The 17886-nt window shown below is 35.7% G+C and carries 14 protein-coding genes; 9 read left to right on the top strand and 5 right to left on the bottom strand.

What is annotated here, in order from left to right; all coding sequences use genetic code 11:
- Positions 1–154 precede the first annotated feature (154 nt).
- Together BT156_RS12595 and BT156_RS12590 are read right to left on the bottom strand one after the other, a co-directional pair.
- Positions 155–1000, bottom strand: coding sequence for an RteC domain-containing protein (locus BT156_RS12595; protein ID WP_072410568.1), 846 nt, complete (start codon positions 998–1000; stop codon positions 155–157).
- Positions 1001–1051: 51 nt separating this feature from the next.
- The gene (locus BT156_RS12590) at positions 1052–2761 is read right to left on the bottom strand and encodes a helix-turn-helix domain-containing protein (protein ID WP_139255476.1); all 1710 of its coding nucleotides are present in this window, start codon (positions 2759–2761) and stop codon (positions 1052–1054) included.
- Positions 2762–3017: 256 nt separating this feature from the next.
- Here BT156_RS12590 and BT156_RS12585 point away from each other — a divergent pair, with 256 nt between their 5' ends.
- From BT156_RS12585 to BT156_RS12575, 4 genes are read left to right on the top strand one after another with little or no spacing between them, the layout of a single operon-like run.
- Positions 3018–3269, top strand: coding sequence for a hypothetical protein (locus tag BT156_RS12585; protein ID WP_139255475.1), 252 nt, complete (start codon positions 3018–3020; stop codon positions 3267–3269).
- 34 nt (positions 3270–3303) lie between these two features.
- Complete coding sequence (locus tag BT156_RS22130) at positions 3304–3468, top strand: hypothetical protein (protein WP_159745729.1); 165 nt, start codon at positions 3304–3306, stop codon at positions 3466–3468.
- An 11-nt stretch (positions 3469–3479) separates the two neighbouring features.
- A complete protein-coding gene (locus BT156_RS12580) occupies positions 3480–4994 on the top strand; it encodes a DoxX family protein (protein ID WP_072410565.1) in 1515 nt (504 codons plus the stop codon).
- Between the two features lie 24 nt (positions 4995–5018).
- A complete protein-coding gene (locus BT156_RS12575) occupies positions 5019–5279 on the top strand; it encodes a DUF6520 family protein (protein WP_072410564.1) in 261 nt (86 codons plus the stop codon).
- 129 nt (positions 5280–5408) lie between these two features.
- Here the strand turns inward: BT156_RS12575 and BT156_RS12570 are convergent, their stop codons facing one another.
- From BT156_RS12570 to BT156_RS12560, 3 genes are read right to left on the bottom strand one after another with little or no spacing between them, the layout of a single operon-like run.
- On the bottom strand, positions 5409–7907 hold the full coding sequence (locus BT156_RS12570) for an alpha/beta hydrolase family protein (RefSeq protein ID WP_072410563.1): 2499 nt from the start codon (positions 7905–7907) through the stop codon (positions 5409–5411).
- Entirely contained in the window at positions 7894–9309 is a 1416-nt protein-coding gene (locus BT156_RS12565) for a RagB/SusD family nutrient uptake outer membrane protein (RefSeq protein WP_072410562.1), read from the bottom strand. The genes BT156_RS12570 and BT156_RS12565 overlap by 14 nt, the downstream gene beginning before the upstream one ends.
- A gap of 3 nt (positions 9310–9312) precedes the next feature.
- A complete protein-coding gene (locus BT156_RS12560) occupies positions 9313–12297 on the bottom strand; it encodes a SusC/RagA family TonB-linked outer membrane protein (protein ID WP_072410561.1) in 2985 nt (994 codons plus the stop codon).
- Between the two features lie 640 nt (positions 12298–12937).
- Here BT156_RS12560 and BT156_RS12555 point away from each other — a divergent pair.
- From BT156_RS12555 to BT156_RS12535, 5 genes are all read left to right on the top strand, one after another.
- Positions 12938–13366, top strand: a complete 429-nt coding sequence (locus BT156_RS12555) for a transcriptional regulator (RefSeq protein ID WP_072410560.1) — start codon at positions 12938–12940, stop codon at positions 13364–13366.
- 545 nt (positions 13367–13911) lie between these two features.
- Entirely contained in the window at positions 13912–14619 is a 708-nt protein-coding gene (locus tag BT156_RS12550; protein ID WP_072410558.1) for a HEPN domain-containing protein, read from the top strand.
- 78 nt (positions 14620–14697) lie between these two features.
- A complete protein-coding gene (locus tag BT156_RS12545) occupies positions 14698–15705 on the top strand; it encodes a phage exclusion protein Lit family protein (protein WP_072410556.1) in 1008 nt (335 codons plus the stop codon).
- Between the two features lie 296 nt (positions 15706–16001).
- Positions 16002–16967: a hypothetical protein gene (locus tag BT156_RS12540; RefSeq protein WP_072410554.1), complete on the top strand. Its 966-nt coding sequence runs from the start codon at positions 16002–16004 to the stop codon at positions 16965–16967.
- 63 nt (positions 16968–17030) lie between these two features.
- On the top strand, positions 17031–17882 hold the full coding sequence (locus BT156_RS12535; RefSeq protein ID WP_072410552.1) for a hypothetical protein: 852 nt from the start codon (positions 17031–17033) through the stop codon (positions 17880–17882).
- The last annotated feature ends 4 nt before the right edge of the window (positions 17883–17886 follow it).

Here is a 17886-nt window from a genome sequence, read left to right as displayed (position 1 = left end):
ATAAGTCAATTGTTGAAATTATAAACTTTAAGGACTCTGAATTAATAGTCCGTCAATATTAAGGCAGCTTAAAGTATTATATGTTTTTAATGGTGAAATAGAAGATGGTCTTATTTGAAATTGGAGAATTTTGTGTAGAAACTAATTGTTCTCCTTACAGGTCTAAGTCATCCAAATACTGATTAAAATTTTGCTGAAGCAATGACAAAAATTTAGTTCTATCCGTTTTTCTTAACCTGATTTCGCTGAGTGTTTTATGATAATTCCCTAAACTAATATTTAATGAATTTTCTGCCCAGCGGAAAATTTCCGCCAGATCTGAATGACCTCCATTAAAACACTTCGTTTGATGAAGTGCATACAACAGCTCAATAAGGGCAACTTTCGGGGCTGTCCATTCCAGATTCTTAATATGGTCAATAGAGTTTTCTTTACTGTCGTTTGAATCAATTTTATTTGTTAAATATTGTTCTAAAAGATCATTTGCCATTATTTGAGACACAATATGGTCGTGGGAAGTGGAAAATTCCTCATCATAACTATACAGTTCAGGACTGAGCTTCAATTTAAAATCAAATTTGAACCGAACGAAATATTTTTTGTCCAAGTATGTCGATTTACGACGATAATAACTGATGAATTCTCTTTGCTCATTATAGAAATATAAAAGATTGGATCTCTCATTTTCATAATACGATCTTAACGACTGCGAATCAGCATAGGGTTTTGAGGCTTCTAAAGCTAACACTTTGGAGTAGTAAATATAAACTGCTACGAACTGCGGTTTGGTATTTTTAAAGAAATATATTTCGTTACTCCAGTCCGGAAATTGATATTGGCGCAATAGGTCTTTCAATTGTCTTATAGAAGCGTCTGTTTCCATCAGAATTTCTTCTGCCCGAATCACAATATCATTCTCACTTCTGTTGATCTGATATACTGCTGTTGTAAGATTTTTCCAAAGTTGATCAACTTTTTTTTTAAAATTTTGTCCGTTCATACGTTTTTCAATTTATTGTTAACGTAAAAATCGGGCTAAAAAATAAAAAAGTCAGGTCTTCTTTAATTCTTCCTGTCTCATTCTGATAAAATCTCTAGGCCTGATACTGTTGATCTCGAGAAAGTGTGCTGAGAAGATCTGCCTGTTCGCCATCCCGCATATTTTTGCGAGTGTTTCAATTTTATAACTAAGATATTTAGTATCCTCTACAAGCAAATTGGTTATATATCTGATTCTTAAAGCTTTAAGGTATGTTGGAAATGTTACATCAAAGTGTACATTGAGTACATGCGATAAATGGGTGCGGTTGCTTCCTATCATTTTGGCAACAATGTCAAGTGTTAAATTCTGCTGAAGAAATTGTTTTTCGTCTTCAAAAATCTTTAGATTTGTTTTGATGTCCTCGATAATTTCTGAACTGTATAAGTCTAAACTGTTTTCATCAGATGAAGCGGGTGGTATGACGTCGAAACTAATGGTTTCTTTTGAGGTATTTAATTTTTCAAGCACTTCCTGATACCTGGCATTCAATTCCTTTTCTCTTTTCCTGAACCTCCAAATTAAAAAAAACAAGATTACCAGTCCCGCACCAATGGAAGAATATAAAATAACTTGATGACCTCTGATCATCTGCTTCTTCTCTTCTATTAAATTGTCCGTATCATAATCGCTATAAATTTTGTCCGTGAGCATCACAAAGTCAGCATTAATAATTGAGTCGGCCTTTAACAACTGGTCCGAGTAATAAATCTTCCGTTCAGAATTCCTATTTTTTTTAGCATCACCGATCAGATACAGGTAACTTGATCTGATCTCAGGGGTAATAAACCAAAATTTATTGACCAGCGAATCAACTTTATTAAAATATTTTAACGATTCAGCTTTGTTTCCCTTTGATCTATATAGTTTCCCTATATAAAAATAGACGCTCGTCAATGAAGCGTAATCCTGATTGCTGCTCAGAATATCTTGAGACACTTTAAAGTGCTTCAATGCTTCATCTGCTTTTCCCTTTCTAAGTAACTGCACTCCCTTTCCTTTCTGGAAGTACCCAAACTCAATCACCTGCTCGCTGTTGTTATGAAGCCTTTCCAGCCCAATATTTATGAGGGAGTCTTCCTTATTATATAATTTTAGATTTCTATAACAAGTGCTTAAGCGATAAATACTGTTAAAATAACCTGATTCATTATTGAACCTAATGTTCCGATCTAAACTCTCTTTGGCATTTTTTTCAAAAAAATCAGCTGTCTCTTCAAAATGTACGGCTGCATATTTATAGTATCCCAAATAGCTTTTGATCATTCCCAAATGATAGATAATCTTATTTTTAAGGTAACCATCTTTTGAATTTTTTGAATATTTGAATGCTATCAAATATTCTTCTAAAGCTTTTTTATATTGTCTTAGATTATAGTAATAAATAATTCCTTTTCCTGCGTAGGCTCTTGCGATCTGATCCTGGTCGTTTGATTTGGTTGCAGTGATAATGGCACTGTCAGCGTAAGATAATTTCCTGCTGGTTTTTTTGCTATAATAGATGGCTTCTTCGTAACCTCGGATCAGTTTTTTAAGGTTATGGTCATTTTTTGCTTTGTCAATGTACATTTTGACAAAAACCATTGCCCTTTCATCATTCTCAGAATAAGAATCAATCAATCGGGAAATCTCCTTGTAAGATTGTTGCTGCATCTCTTGACCTTGTGTCATAAACACAAACAAAGTGAATAATAGCGTTAAAACTCCATTATAATAATGCATTATGATAAGATATATACAAATTTAACAAAAAATCCACAATCAAACGCTTGTTCAAACTTTACACTCAAAACAACTAACTGATTACCAATACGATACACCTTAATTTTGTTGGTAGAATTGATCAATAGTTACATTTAATGTATCAATTGATGCAACAATAGTTTTTTTTAATTCCCTAACCCTCCTAATTTCGACATCAGAATTCTAATCAATATCAAAAACCGGCCGGGATAACTTTAAAACCATTGTTAAAAAAATGAAAAAGTATATCTCACTTTTAAGTCTAATGACTGCATTCTTTATGCAGTCTTGTGAAAGATCTGAGTCTGATTTAAATACAACAGAACAGAAACAACAAAATATGAAAGTTCAAAGCAATAAAGAATCTGCAAGGATTCAAAATGGCATTGCAGAAGAAAAAGGTTCTGACAATATGGATACAGGTGATGACGATGAACCGAAAAAGGATAAGCAGCACTGGAGGATAGTGCAGGATACGATCTGGTAAGGATGATTTCTGCTCAACTGATACAGTTTCAAAAATGGAAAATCAGAAAGTCATCTTAAATACAGGAAAGAAATGTACCGTAAGTGGAGAATGGGAAATTGAAGGAAGTATAAGCACTGTAGTTTATGTTTCAAAAGGCGAAGTAATGCCCGCCTACTGCGGTAAAAACGTCAAATGGATTTTAGTCAGAAAAGGATAAATAACAGAACTATGAAAACCATCAGAACAAGATTTGTAGAATTCGTGCGCTATTTTTTTATACTACTCTTCTGCTATGCGAGTATCAGTAAATTAATGGATTTTGAGAATTTTCAAATCCAAATTGGTCAGTCACCATTGTTAAGTGCTTACGCAGGAATAGTTTCTTATTCCGTCATCATTGTTGAGATCTTAATTTCTATACTCCTGATATTTGAAAGAACAAGGATTTCTGCTCTCTATGCGGCAACAGCTTTGATGTCCGCCTTTACGATCTATATCTATCTGATTCTGAATTACAGTGATTTTGTTCCATGTTCTTGCGGTGGCATACTTGAAGATCTGGGATGGACCGAACATCTCATTTTTAATATTTCTTGTGTTGTACTTGGTGCAGCATCTGTTATCTTACATGAAAGAAATAAGACCAATGGACTGGGACGAAGTGTTTTTTTGTTATTGATTTCCAATTTACTGAGCTGTCTGTTTATTGTTGTATTATTTTTTTCGTCTGAGCACATCATTAAGAAAGAAAATAATTTTACAAGAAGATTTCTGATCCATCCCGTTATTGAAGAAAACAAGCTGGATCTTAAAGTCAATTCGTATTATTTTGCAGGTGAACATAATGGATATATCTATCTCGGAAATTATACTTCGCCCTTTACGCTCAGCATCGTAGATAATAGCTTTAATACAATTCAGCAGTATCAGCTTGTTCCTCCAAAGAGCAAACTCATTCTTAAAAATCTGAAGATGGTCGTACGATTTCCTTTCGTTTATCTGGCTGACGGAAGCGCACCAATTATCTACCGGGCAAAATTAGGAAGTTCAGCCTTGAATGTTTACAGTTTTAAAGATGTTTATTTTAATGACTATGTGGTTCCCGATAGCACATCAATTGTTTTCAGAGCAAAAAGCTCAAAAAGCGACAAGCATGTTTTAGGGCTTCTGAAAATAAAAGATTCCAAAAGTGTGGTCATCAATAATGATATGATCTTATCGGACGGAGACGGAGTCTTTTCAACAGATGGAAAATTACTGTACAGTTCAGATGCAGACAAATTAATATTTATCCATTATTACAAAAATACTTTTAGTGTAAGCAACCCTGATTTCTCAGGACTTCAACATCTTAAAACGATTGATACTTTAAACAGCACGAAACTTAAGATTGTAACCAAGCAGAATGGTCATCGCAAAATGGCAGCGCCGCCAGTGATCGTCAATGTTAATGCTTCTGCTTACGACGATGTCCTTTTTAACCAATCTAACATCAAAGGTAAATTTGAGTCGCAGAAACTCTGGAAGAAATCCAGTGTCGTTGATATGTATAATATCAGTAAACAGGAATATTTCGGTAGTTTTTATATCAGCAACAAAAACAATTCAGGAATGAGCCAGATGCTTGCAACACAAAAATACTTCTATACCATTACAGAAAATGAAATTGTGAGATACAGATATGCGCAGTCAGTATCGAAACATTTTCAGACAGGGAAAGCTGAAAACCTGAAAAAAGAGTAAGCACAATCATTTAATACTTTTATTATGAAAAAATTCATTTTACCCGCATTTGTGATCCTTATGGGTTCAGGTGCAGCTTTTGTCACACAAAGTTTTAAAACAGCTGACAAAGCAATTGTTGACGGATACAGAATCGATGAGTCTGATCCGGAAAATCCAACCTGTGAAAACATGCATGTCGCATGTTCAGACGTTGCTACTCCTTTCATATGTGAGGACACAGTAGGAAACCAGCTTTTTGAACTTCAGGGAACGAGCTGCCCTGAGCAATTATTCAAACCTTAAATCAATCTGGCTGTCTCACAAAAGGCAGCCTTTCTTTTGTTTAGGATTTTGAAATTGATCAATATCCTTACAAAAATAAATACGCAGTCCTTTTGGGCTGCGTATTTATTAAGAACATTATAGTAATATCTACTTTTTCAGGTACTTATTAAACCACTCTCCTATTTTAATTGTTGCCTGTATCTGATTTGATGGTCTCTGCAAAGCGTGACCGTCTTTCGGAAACAGTATAAGTTCTGCTGGTTTTGCCAGGCCTTTCAATGCAATAAACATCGCAACGCTTTGTTCCCAGTCAACGTGGTTGTCTTCTTTTCCTGTCCATATCAACAAAGGGGTATCAATACGGTCGGCATGAAAAACCGGATTTTGCTTGATGTAAACATCTTTCAGCTCATAAAAATTCCCCGAAAACCTGAAGCTCTGATCCGTATACCGCCAAATATCGGGACGAAGGTATTTTTTACTCATCGAAAAGTACGATGCCGTAATATCTGAAAGCGACACACCACTTACAGCTGCTCGAAACATCTTTGTATTGGCTATGATATAATTGACCTCAAACCCGCCAAAAGACTCGCCGATTATACCTAGTCTATTTCTATCAATGCTGTATTTTTCTGCGGTTTTATTCACAGCATCTTCCACCGCTTCTAATGCAGACTCTCCGGGTTTATTGATCTGATAGAATATTCTGGGCATAATAACGATATAGCCGTCCATTGCTACCAACGATCTGTTGAATCCGGGCTGATTATAAAATGATGGCGAGAGAAATTTCTTTACCGACGAAGCTGTATTTTCATAAACACGTACAATCGCAGGATATTTTTTAGCAGGGTCATAATCCGGTGGTAGAATCACCGCAGTGTAAGTTTCGTTTCCGTGCTTGTCCGTAAAATAGATCAAATCTGAGGCAGGCAGTGCCATACTTGTCAGATTGCTCTCATTTGAAGAATAAACTGATTTTAACTTTTTCTTTTTGAGATCGTACATCTTTAATTCCTGCGGAAGTCTTGAGTTTTCTATGGTATAGGAAATACAATTATCTTCGATCACCACATTGTCGATCTGTATAATTTGAGGTCCTTCTATGACTGTTATTTTTTTGTTCCTCACAACGATAAGACCTTCCTGTAATTGATCTTGATGCAATGTTTTTATTAACAGCCAGTCTTCTTTGATAGTATTAAACTCTGTCCATTTCATTTTTTCTATCAGCTCGGAAGACCTGTTTAAGATCCCAAAAGAAATATTTTTGTCTTTTGACTGTGTAAGATTGGTAAATCTGCCCGTTCCCGTATCCATTTTCCAGATATTATTTTTACCTGTTACATATGCGGTTTGCTGATCTTCGGAAAAATGAAGATCGCCTATGGGTAAGGTTGATTTAATATTCTGCCTGTTGTATGAAAAAAACTGGTCATCAATTTCTGCTGTTAGATTTCGTTTGACTTTCAGCACCGGATCATACATCCACCAGTCTTTCCCTTCAAAATAGAAAAGTTTTCCTGTTTTGGTCGGAATATATGATGGAGACCGCTGAACTGAGAATTCCACTACACCACTGCTGAGATTTTTAAGCCTGATGCCCGGTATCAAATGTTCATCCGTAAAATTTTCATTGGCATAAGCCATCACTTCGAGCAAGTATTGATCACCGAAGACCAGCATTACATCTGTTACGCCTTCCGTATATGGAAAAGAAACTGTTGTTTTCTTAACCGGAGCAATAATTAATGCATCGAAAGACTGACCCTCGCGTTTGTTAAGATTGGCTCCGAGTGCCAGATCATCCGTTTTCCAAACCTCAATGCTGTCCTGCAATTTTTTTGCAGACCTCGATCGTATGGCAATCAATTGACCACTATCCGTGAATCCTGTAAGTCTGTATTCCTTTCCGGGATTTTTAACATCAATTTCTTTGATCAAAATTCCGTTCTTATCATACGTGACCATTTTATAATTATTTCCCGTTGTAATCAGAATATCAAATTTTGCAGTCGACGAAATTAGATTCCACCGAACGAAATTAGATTTATCGACCAACCCTAGATTCCTTCTAATTCCAGTTTCTAGTTCTATAAGAAGAGAACTCTGATCAGACATCGCCAGCATCCATTTCTTATCCGAAGATATCTCAAGTCTGCCGATATTTTTTGCAATCTGAACATATTTTAACTGGTCAGCTTTCATCATATTGAGTTGTCCATCATTCATTAACAAGTAACAACTGTTACTATTTTCAGAAATGTAAAAATCTTTGACTTGATCTATTTTTAAACGCTTTTCATTTTTCAGGTTGATGACATCCAATACTCCGTTTGAATCCAACGCAATAAAAAAATCGCGACCGAAGCCGCTTTTCACCGCCAGACCGCTTACTATTTTCTCGCCAGTCACATTATTTAACAGTACAGCATCTCTTTTCCTGTCATCATACTTTCGTATAAAATAGCTGTATTTCCCGTAATCGCTGACGGATATGTTACCCAGTTGGTACCACTGCTTAAAAGTATCAGGTGCAAATCGCTGCTGGGCTTTGAAGAAACTGATTGGGAGGATCATCAAAGCGATCATTGAAAGAGCCTTTACTTTCCTTCCTACTTTTCTGATATTAGTATCCCTCATTTTGCGGATTTAGTTTTGGGTTGGCAAATAGTTCTCTTTCCGGTAAAGGCAGCAGTTTTCGGAAGTTTTGCCAAGCCGGCTTTAATGGAGATAGGGTATTATCTAACAAGCCTTTTCTTTTCAGGTCAAAAAAGCGGTGTCCGTACTCTGTAAACAGTTCGTGACGTCTCTCATCCAAGATCGCCGTTCTGAGCTGTTGTTGAGAAAGTCCACTCAGTGCAGTTAGTCCGGCACGGGTTCGCAATTTGTTGACTGCAATAAGTGCTGACCCTGTGTTCCCCAGTTCATTTTCTGATTCCGCAAGAATAAGATATGCTTCTTCAATTCGTAGTACCACCGAATATTCCAATGATGTGGTCGAGGTTTTATTGTACTGCTTGTACTTGTAAGCGTGGGAATAGCTCACTTGGGAATTGGACAATTTCTTTGTCCACTGTACTTTTCTCTGATCTCCGGCTTCAAAAGAATTAAGAAGGCTCTGCGACAGGACCACATTGGCTGGCGGAAGAGTCAAAAATGTATAATACTGACCTTCTAAAGTGTTGATCCCTGCATCTACTGGCATAAACTGCCAAACGGCACTTTTCGAATCTTTTAAAAATGTTTTGCTGAGGTCCTGTTCCACGGAATACGCAGGATTCTGAATGACCAGTGATGCATAATTCCTCGCTTCTGACCATTTGTTTTGATACAGGTATAGTCTTGCGAGGGAAAGCCTTAGCCCTGAACGGTTGATATGGGTGCGGTTAGCACTTGGATAGGTATCAGTTAACATGGTTTCAGCCTTTCTCAGATCCTCCTCGATTCTTAAGTACACTTCGCTAACAGACATTCTTGATACCGATTGATTGATATTGTAATCAGTCGTTGAAACATAAGGAATATCACCATACAGTTCGACCATATAGAAATGAAGCAATCCCCTGATAAAATAGGCTTCCCCTAAGATCTGAAGCATCGTACTCTCATCAAGGTAGGCAACACTCCGCAAAACCCCTTCGATGATGCTGTTCACAGCATAGATCTGTTTGTACGAATTGACCCAAAGGGTATTGACCGTAGGGGTATTGGGCTGAACACCTAATTCGTAAAAGCTTCTGAAATCGACAGGCTGATTGCTCACAGAGGTCAGCTCATCGGTATAGCACCCCATTAATGTTCCCACACCCGCTAGTCCTCCATTCAGCAGAGTATTACTTCGCAGGTTGGAATAAACATCGGAAAGTGCCGCATACGCCAGTTTCTTGTCTTTAAACACCATGCTTTGAGAGATCTGATTCTGAGGTTCATCCACTTCGAGGAATTTCTCACAGCCGACTGAGGAGATCAATACCGCTACTGCTCCAACTACAAACAGCTTTTTGCCGATATGTTTCTTGATATAGTTTGTTTCTGTTTTCATAACTTAAAATTTAAGGGTGGCACTTAATGAGTACGATTTAATGGAAGGCAGGTAAAAGCCGGCAACTTCGGGATCCAAACCTTTGTATCCTGTGATCGTGAAAAGGTTCTGCGCCTGTGCCTGTAATGTAAGGTCGCGAATGAGACCTTCTTTTAATGGAATCTTATAACTTAGCTGAACATTGTTGAGCCTGATAAATGAAGCGTCAACAATGACCGCATCACTGCTTTGGTATAGGGAATGAGCACGGGTCACATCGGAATTGGTTCCTGTGCCGGGACGCTGATAACGTGCATCCCTGTTTTCGGGTGTCCAGTAGTCTAGCATATAAGAAGGGACGTTGGACATAATACCCAAGAGTGAAATGCTGTAATCCAGGCTGTATTGCCGTTGTTTAACTCCTTGGATCAAAAAGGCAAATGACCAGTTCTTATAGTTGATTTGGCTGCTGAGCCCTCCGAAGAATTTCATTCCAATATCAACTACTTTGATCCTGTCATTCAGATCGATCTTCCCGTCACCGTTCAGATCACTGAACTCATATACACCAGTATCCGGATTTACACCTTTTAACTCATACACCTTTTTAATATTCATTGAACGCCCAACCTCGTACATCGTTGCATAAGAGGTGGATTCAATGTTTTCAAATTCGAGGAGTTTCGTTCGGGGAACCGTTAGATTGGCTGCGACTGACCATCGGAAGTCTTTCTTACGGATAAGATTGACATTCAACTCTGCTTCCGCACCTGCGTTCTGCACCTTTGCAGGAAAATTGCTCTGCACGGTTAAAAACCCTGTGGTGGCTGCCAAAGGTAGACCTACCAGCTGATTGGATGATCGGTTTTGGTAATATGCCACGGTCAGGTTGACCTTATCTTTGAACAGGCCTAATTCCAATGCTGTTTCCATCTTTGTTGTCTTTTCCCAACTGAAATTAGGATTGAAAAGCCTCGACGGGTATATTCCCGAAACACCATCATAGATCTGGGTGGTGGTGGTATAGGTATCCATAAATTGGTAGTCCCCGATCAAATCGCTTCCGGCAGTTCCTAAGCTCATTCTCAGTTTTCCGAAGTTCAGCCACGAAGTGTTTTCCAGAAAAGACTCTTTCGAAAAGATCCACGCTGCTCCTACCGCTCCAAAGTTGGCAAATCTTTTCTGCGGACCAAATCGGCTTGAACCATCCCTTCTGGCAGTTAAGTTCACAATATATTTTCCCGAATAATCATAATTGAACCTCCCGAAAAAGGCATTGTAACGGTATTGTACTTCATTATCGTCCAGAACCTTTTGTACTTTGGCATTGGAAAGATTACCGATAAGGTCATTGGAAGAAAAATCGTTTCCCTGAAGACGCAGGATCCGATCCTTCCTTTCCTCTACGGTCATTCCTGCCAATGCACTTAACTTATGATGAGTCCATTTTTTATTCCAGTGAAGCTGTGGTTCAATGATCCAGCTGTCTCGTACAACGACTCCATCGTATCTCATTGATGTACTGCTGTTGGCTCCGGTGGACGGATTAAACGCAGTCGACGGATTGAGACGGGATTCATTCTGCTCCGTAAGCGTGTATCCGGCATTGAGCTTTAGTGACCAATCTTCAAACACCTGATAATCAACATTCATATTAGATGTCAGGGTTTTGATCTTTGAACTGTACTTATTTTCAAGCTTTGCGAGTGGATTGGCAAATGTGTTGTTTTCCCAATTCAGCTGACCATTCGGATTGTACAAGACTGGTGCATTCGGTGCAAGGAGAATCTGCCTTGTCAGATCGGCATCATTCAGAGTATTGTCCTGAACCGTATAATAAATGGTCGGGCTGATTTTCAGCTTTCTGTCTTCCGTAGAATAGGTATTGCTTAAATTGAACCCCGATCTTTTATAGCCCATCCCATTTCCGAAAGCTGTGCCCTGTTCCTGATGATGGATTCCTAAATGGTATTGATTCTGTGAATTTCCACCTGAATATGAAAGCTGTTGCTGTTGGCTAAGGAATGTATCTCCGATAAAAGTTTTGTACCAGTCTATTTCCCGTGACTGATTCCATTTGCCATTGAGATCATATGCCGTTACAGGATATGCAGAAATATTATCGTTTTTAAAAGCATCCTTCCTCAACTGCAGGTATTGTGAAGTATTCGCCATTTCAATAAATTGATTCACTTTGGAAATGGTCGTATTCATTGTAAATTCAAGTGAAGCCTTGCGGAAACTTCCCTTTTTTGTAGTAATGATCACAACGCCGTTAGCACCTCTTGAACCGTATATTGCTGTCGCATCGGCATCTTTCAATACCTCCATACTCTCAATATCATTTGGATTGATGGAGTTAAGCGGGCTTGCCTCTCCTTTTGATAGAATACCAACCGAAAGTGAGGTAAGCGCATTGGATTGCGAATTCAAGGGAACGCCGTCAACAATATAAAGAGGATAATTTCCTTCAGGACGAAGGCTGTTCTTTCCTCTGATCTGGACATCGAATCCTCCGCCTGCGGTTCCCGAGTTTTGGGTAATGCTGACACCTGCCATTCTGCCCTGTGCAGAAGCAAGAATGTTTGTTACTGGTTGATTTTCGATGTCTTTGGCTGAGATCTTGGCAATGCTTCCTGTTCTTTCTTTGTCTTTGACCTTATAATAACCTGCATTGAGAACAACTTCCTCAATTTCTTTTTCTTTACCTAATGAGATATTGACGGTTATCCTGCTGCCTAAAGTGATTTTTCTTTCGGGATAGTCCGGATGGCGGTAAATGATTATCGGGTTTTCTCCCGATACCTGAACACGGTAAACGCCTGATGCATTGGTCACAGCCACTTCATTACTACCCTCCTGGAATACGGAAACGCCTTTGAGTGGCTGGTTATTTTCTGTGACAGTGCCTGTAATGGTGCGCATCTGCCCTATTGCTACGCCGGAGACGAGCAAGGTGAAGCCAAAAGCCAATTGAAGATGACTTAGGCTGCAAAAGTTTTTTTTCATACTTTTGAATAGGTTTAATTCGTTAGACTTTGCTCTTTCCTACGCTAGCAGTCAACTTTTGTGGAAAGGGCTTTTGTTTTTCTATGGTTACGTTACACTTTCTGTTTCTTGAATATGTTTTTAGCGTTTCTATTTGATGATGCTTGGGAGGAAGCTTCAGTAAGGACATAGCAAAACCTCCTGCCCCAGCACATCTTGAAATAATATGAATGAAATTGTGTCCCGTCAAAGCTGTAAGGCCGCAATGGATTGTACTCCCCATTGTATCGTGCAGTCTGATACTGTATTTTGTGGAAGCGGCTTAGAATGTAGAGCGAACGAACAGCATTGGAATAAAAACAGCGTGGAACTCACTACATCATCGCTTGTACTAGAGGTATCGCCAAACACCTTGCAACAAACTCCGTAAGTGAGCCCACGCCGAAGCGTGAGCTACTTTACTTATGGTCTCGTTGCATTGTTTTGAAAATTGGCGATTTTCTAGTACGAGGTTCTAAGCAATAGCTTCTATAATTCTTTGAAGTATCGCAAAATTACGTATTATAACGTAAAAAGCAAATATAAATATAAAATCCAATACATCCAAATATGGATGTGTGTATTTTTTAAATATTGTTGTAATTGGGGGGAAATATTAAAAATGGTGGACGGTAAAATTGTTGAAATTATTATATCTGAGCTTGATCTCTTTATGATTGATATAATTAGGGAATACAGAGGAAGAGCGGACAAATACATATCTCAGGTAGAGCTATCACAAAGAATGGGTTTTGCAGATGGTTATGTAGGTAAAGTTGAAAATTTCGGCTCGAACGCTCGTTATAACATTAGAAAGTTGCATCTTGCTGCGAAGGCTTTGGGATTAAGTTCTTATACTAAACTCTTACCTGAAAAAATTTTAAGTAATGATCTTGTTTTATTGCGAATTCAAGTAAATAGAAGGAAAAATGACACCGTTGATTTTGACAAGAATGGTAAGGTAATTAAAAACTATGTCATACTTGAAAAAAGGGTATTAACCGAAGACGAAGTTAAACTACATAATAACCGAAGAAGTAGAAAAAACTGATAACAGCAGTTTGTTTTGAAAATTTGAAATTATCCCTTTTAGTTTCTAGCATTTATAAAGTTGCTATGATTTACTATTTATTGTCCTGATCGTCATAATCCACTTCTACATAGAAGATGTATAATCGGTACAGTGTAAATTTTATATTATTTTTTGTTGAAGATTTTATAAATTCTTCTTTAGTAAAAGCAATATTACATTGCCAATATTGAGGCAATAGTAAATTCATAGAAAGAAAACTGACTAATTAAAACTCTTATTGGTACTGAAGAATATATAAACATTAGATTGATTGCTATTTTAAAACCATTTCTTTTAATGTAAATTTATATATTTGCAATGATCCCCAGTTAATCTGAGTTTCATGGTTATTAGTTTTTAGTCCCCGATTTATTCGAGGACTTTTTTTGGACTCCTTTCAAAAAGAAAAGTTGCAGATAATTATAGTTTAAATAGCTAAGATTACAAATCTGTTAGCCTTAAAAACATATTTTAACTATTAATAAATATTTATATTTACTTACTAATATTTGAAAGACATAACCATGAACGATTTATTACAAATAGCTCGAAATGATATTAATACTGCAGAGTTGCTTTTTAATAACAAAATATACAGTAATGCAATATATTTTTATCATCAAGCAGTCGAAAAAGCAGTAAAATATCTTGGCTTAAGAATAGGAGTTATTGACACTGATGATTTAAGACGAAAAATCAGCCATAATCCTATAAAAGTTTTTAAGATTTTAGATGAAAAAGAAAACATATTTGGTGGTCAGGGAATTGATAACTTTGCATCGATCATAAAGCAGCTAACAGATGAACAACTTGTGAATAATACTTTGTCCGAAATTGAAAAAAGCACAAGAAATTTGTATGATTTAGATAGCAATATATCATCTTTTCAGAATTTTAAAAATTATATTGTTGATAAAAATTTTGAAGAAAAGGAATCATTACTTTCTATAGAGGAAAATGCGTATTACAACAAAATGGCTTCGGATTTCTTTAATCAGTTAAATGTAGGTGCAACAATAATGAGAATGTTGTTTTTAAATTCTTGTTTATGCACAAAATATAGTCTAGATAGTTACAGATATTCAAGTACTGAAGTCGGTGATCCTATCGAATATTTTTCAATAAATAATCCTATCATATTAAAACTAGATATTTTCATCAAATCTGTAAAGATATGCCTATCACAATTAAATGTCATTAAATGGGAAAATGAAAAATACAGTCAAACATAGTTAAGCATGTACTCGACTTACATCATAGATTTGGTTTTAAAAATAAAATTTTATTAAAATTTAATAATAGATTCAAAGATGAATTGGCTAACACAAAAATTTGGAATCATTGATCATCACAAAAATACTGATTTTGGTACACAACCAATTAGGGTTTTACATTATATGATTGTGTTTATGTTCAATAATACCAATAAAGATTTTTTTTTAAATTTACAAAAACTTATAAGGGAGGGAAAATTTAATTCAGAATTAAATTTTGAATTTGGGGAAGAACCAATAATGATTGAGAACGGCAGATTTAGAACTCCTTATGCAAATCTTCATACTAAACAAATAACAATTCATGAAACCTTTTTATCTTACATATGGTGTATAACTTATTCAATTTATGTAATCTACTTGGAAGAAATAGATTTCCCAAAGTACAACAAATTACATAATCGAGAAGTATATCCAATAAAAGAAGAGAACAAACAGCTTGCATACGAAATGTTCAACTATGCTAAACATTTGATTGTTGATTATACGCCTTGGGAAAAAGATATTCTACCAAATCCTGAGAGATTTTTAGCCGAAAACAGATTATATATTGAACAGACTAATGGTTTTTACACTGAAGCTGTAAAATTTATTTTTTGTCATGAGATCATTCATTTAGAATTGCATTTTGACAAAATAACTTCTGAGACTACTGATAGTCATTATTTAGAATATGAGATTGAGGCAGACAGTAAAGCTATTGAGAGTATTAAGGCAGGGCTAAGTGATGTTCAAAGTCCTTTTGAAATTGCGAAAAAAACTGTTGTTAGTGTTGGAGCGGTAATCGGTGTTTTATCAATGTTTTTTTTCAAAGCCACGACAGAAGGAAAACAGCATCCAAATTCTGAAGATAGACTAACAAATATACTCGAGATGTTTAATTTTCATGATTCTCATGAGATTTGGGGTATTGCTTGTGTTGGATTAAAATTTTGGGATAATCAGTTCGGTCATAATTTTAATTGGTTAGAAAATCCAACATCTTACAAAGAAGAATATTATAGTATTGTTGAACAAATAAAATCTAGGAATATCTTAAAGTAAAAGAACTTTCTGCTTGTAACGAAGTCCATTTTAGGTATTAAACTTTGATTATTTTTAAATCTGGACTACTTGTTTGTAACAAAAGACGTTCAAATAGTAAGCATAATCTAATGTTATAAGATATTTTAAAACGTAAAATTCATAAAGGATTTCAATTACATAAAAGAGTAATATTTTTAAAATTTCATATAAGCATTATAAGAATCTATAACTTTTTTGTATAAAGTTTTTAGTATACATTTTAAATCACAAAATCACAAATTATAACTAATAAACGAAAACTTCTTAAATTAAATATGCAAAAAGGGATTTTATATAACGATATCGAATTGGGTTATTCTGCTATTAGTGCTTACCATCTAAGTCTATTAACTCGTGACAAAAACTTCTATAAAAATGTTATTGACAGTCACTTATATATTATTGTACAAAGAAAGGAGATCACATTTCATAAATTCTCTTTCTCGAACAAGCGTATACTAAAATTTGAAATTCATCAGGAAGGTATTAGCAAGATTATTGCCTGTGAACTACCTTTAAATCAAGAAAGTTTTAAACTAGATTTTAAAAAAGAAATACAGCTTCGAACACATGACAGGAGAAATACTTTAGAAAAACAAATTCAATACCCTTTTGATGGAATCCAAGCATTTTCCATTTTGGAGAGGGATGTATTAACGCAAAAGAGCGAATTGGCAGTTTGGTTTTCTCCTGATAAACTTTTTTATCATCATTGGAAAGGAAATCTTTATGCTCAATTTTCAGATGATTATCAAGATATGCTCAATTATAAAATACACTACGTCGGCAAATCAACAGAGCAGAATATTTGCAAAAGATTATCAAATCATTCAACTTTTCAGGAAATATTAATCAATGAAACTCCTTTTAGTTTTGGTAACATTCCGTCCAATGAGATTATGGTGTTGCTTATGAGAATATGCGATAATAATAGTATTGTTAGCTGGGGTAAAGAGGCTACACCGGAAGAAATGGCTGACTTTATCCTAAATTATAAACTTCCTAGTGACAAGACGGTTTCACTAGATGCAGAGAAAGCATTAATCAAACATCTGCAGCCCCACTACAATAAAATTCTTTACCACTCTTTTCCTCAAAATAATGATCTTGTTAATACTGATTATCATTCTGTAATTTTATACGCTTTTTGTGATCCGATTTCTTTAATCTACAATCAAGGAATCATAAAAGGGGGGAAACTTGGAGAAGAAAGAGATTTTATTGCAGTAGAAAGAATTTGATTAAAATAACTTTTACTCACAAATTTTAAGTTAAATAATGCGAATGTTATTATTATAATTGATATGAATAAAGACCTTATTAAACTATTCCCGAGCATAAATAATGCAATTCTTAACCATACCCCAGTAATCCTGACACCTGCACCCCCCTCGGCTAAACCCGTTGGTTGTGGAATTTATTTAAAAACACAAAAATCCAGATATTTAATTAGCGCTGGGCATCTTTTAAATATACAAGACTGGAAAGGTTTGATAGTTCCGTCAGGGGGAACTAAGGTTTTGAATTTAAATGGAGTACTAGCTACAACTTTTCAAGATGGTAATCAATCTGATGATATAGACTTTTCTCTTTTTAAGTTTTCCCCACGTATGAACAAACACTTTGATGATCAACAATGGAAATTTATTACTCCAGAACAGATCAGTACAAATCATATATTAGATGATGAAGGATATTATTTCATTTCTGGATATCCTGTAAGCGGCGTTAAGAAAGTTGCTGGTAAAGCTGAATTTAAACCAATTCCTGTTAAATTTATTACTGAAACAGTTGATCAAAAAACGTATGAAAAATTTGGTTTCAATAGAGATAATTTTATTTTGGTCAAGTATAAAAGAAAAGTAATACCTCTAAATTCTAATTTACCACAGATAACAAAAGAATTGAAAGGGATTAGTGGTAGTGGCCTCTGGCATGTTCCTGATTTTAACGATAAAGATGAAAACGGAATTTCTAAATATTATCTTGTTGGAATTATGACCGAGAATCATAAAGATAAAGGCTTTCTAGTTGCAGTAAAAATTGATTTTGTAACTGAATTAATAATACAACTTTTTCAAGACCTTTCATTTGAACATACGAAATTCAATATAACTGATAAACTAAGGGAGATTATTATTGATCATGATTTATAAAATT

It is taken from the genome of Chryseobacterium limigenitum (assembly GCF_900114875.1).
Classification (GTDB): domain Bacteria; phylum Bacteroidota; class Bacteroidia; order Flavobacteriales; family Weeksellaceae; genus Chryseobacterium; species Chryseobacterium limigenitum.
Note: the sequence above shows the minus strand (reverse complement) of the source record. Positions and strands in the feature narration are given on the sequence as shown.

Bases quoted from the DNA above. Each gene is read 5' to 3' on its own strand.
- BT156_RS12595 (WP_072410568.1), bottom strand. From the start codon at position 1,000: ATGAACGGACAAAATTTTAAAAAAAAAGTTGATCAACTTTGGAAAAAT.
- BT156_RS12590 (WP_139255476.1), bottom strand. From the start codon at position 2,761: ATGCATTATTATAATGGAGTTTTAACGCTATTATTCACTTTGTTTGTG.
- BT156_RS12585 (WP_139255475.1), top strand. From the start codon at position 3,018: ATGAAAAAGTATATCTCACTTTTAAGTCTAATGACTGCATTCTTTATG.
- BT156_RS22130 (WP_159745729.1), top strand. From the start codon at position 3,304: ATGGAAAATCAGAAAGTCATCTTAAATACAGGAAAGAAATGTACCGTA.
- BT156_RS12580 (WP_072410565.1), top strand. From the start codon at position 3,480: ATGAAAACCATCAGAACAAGATTTGTAGAATTCGTGCGCTATTTTTTT.
- BT156_RS12575 (WP_072410564.1), top strand. From the start codon at position 5,019: ATGAAAAAATTCATTTTACCCGCATTTGTGATCCTTATGGGTTCAGGT.
- BT156_RS12570 (WP_072410563.1), bottom strand. From the start codon at position 7,907: ATGAGGGATACTAATATCAGAAAAGTAGGAAGGAAAGTAAAGGCTCTT.
- BT156_RS12565 (WP_072410562.1), bottom strand. From the start codon at position 9,309: ATGAAAACAGAAACAAACTATATCAAGAAACATATCGGCAAAAAGCTG.
- BT156_RS12560 (WP_072410561.1), bottom strand. From the start codon at position 12,297: ATGAAAAAAAACTTTTGCAGCCTAAGTCATCTTCAATTGGCTTTTGGC.
- BT156_RS12555 (WP_072410560.1), top strand. From the start codon at position 12,938: ATGGTGGACGGTAAAATTGTTGAAATTATTATATCTGAGCTTGATCTC.
- BT156_RS12550 (WP_072410558.1), top strand. From the start codon at position 13,912: ATGAACGATTTATTACAAATAGCTCGAAATGATATTAATACTGCAGAG.
- BT156_RS12545 (WP_072410556.1), top strand. From the start codon at position 14,698: ATGAATTGGCTAACACAAAAATTTGGAATCATTGATCATCACAAAAAT.
- BT156_RS12540 (WP_072410554.1), top strand. From the start codon at position 16,002: ATGCAAAAAGGGATTTTATATAACGATATCGAATTGGGTTATTCTGCT.
- BT156_RS12535 (WP_072410552.1), top strand. From the start codon at position 17,031: ATGAATAAAGACCTTATTAAACTATTCCCGAGCATAAATAATGCAATT.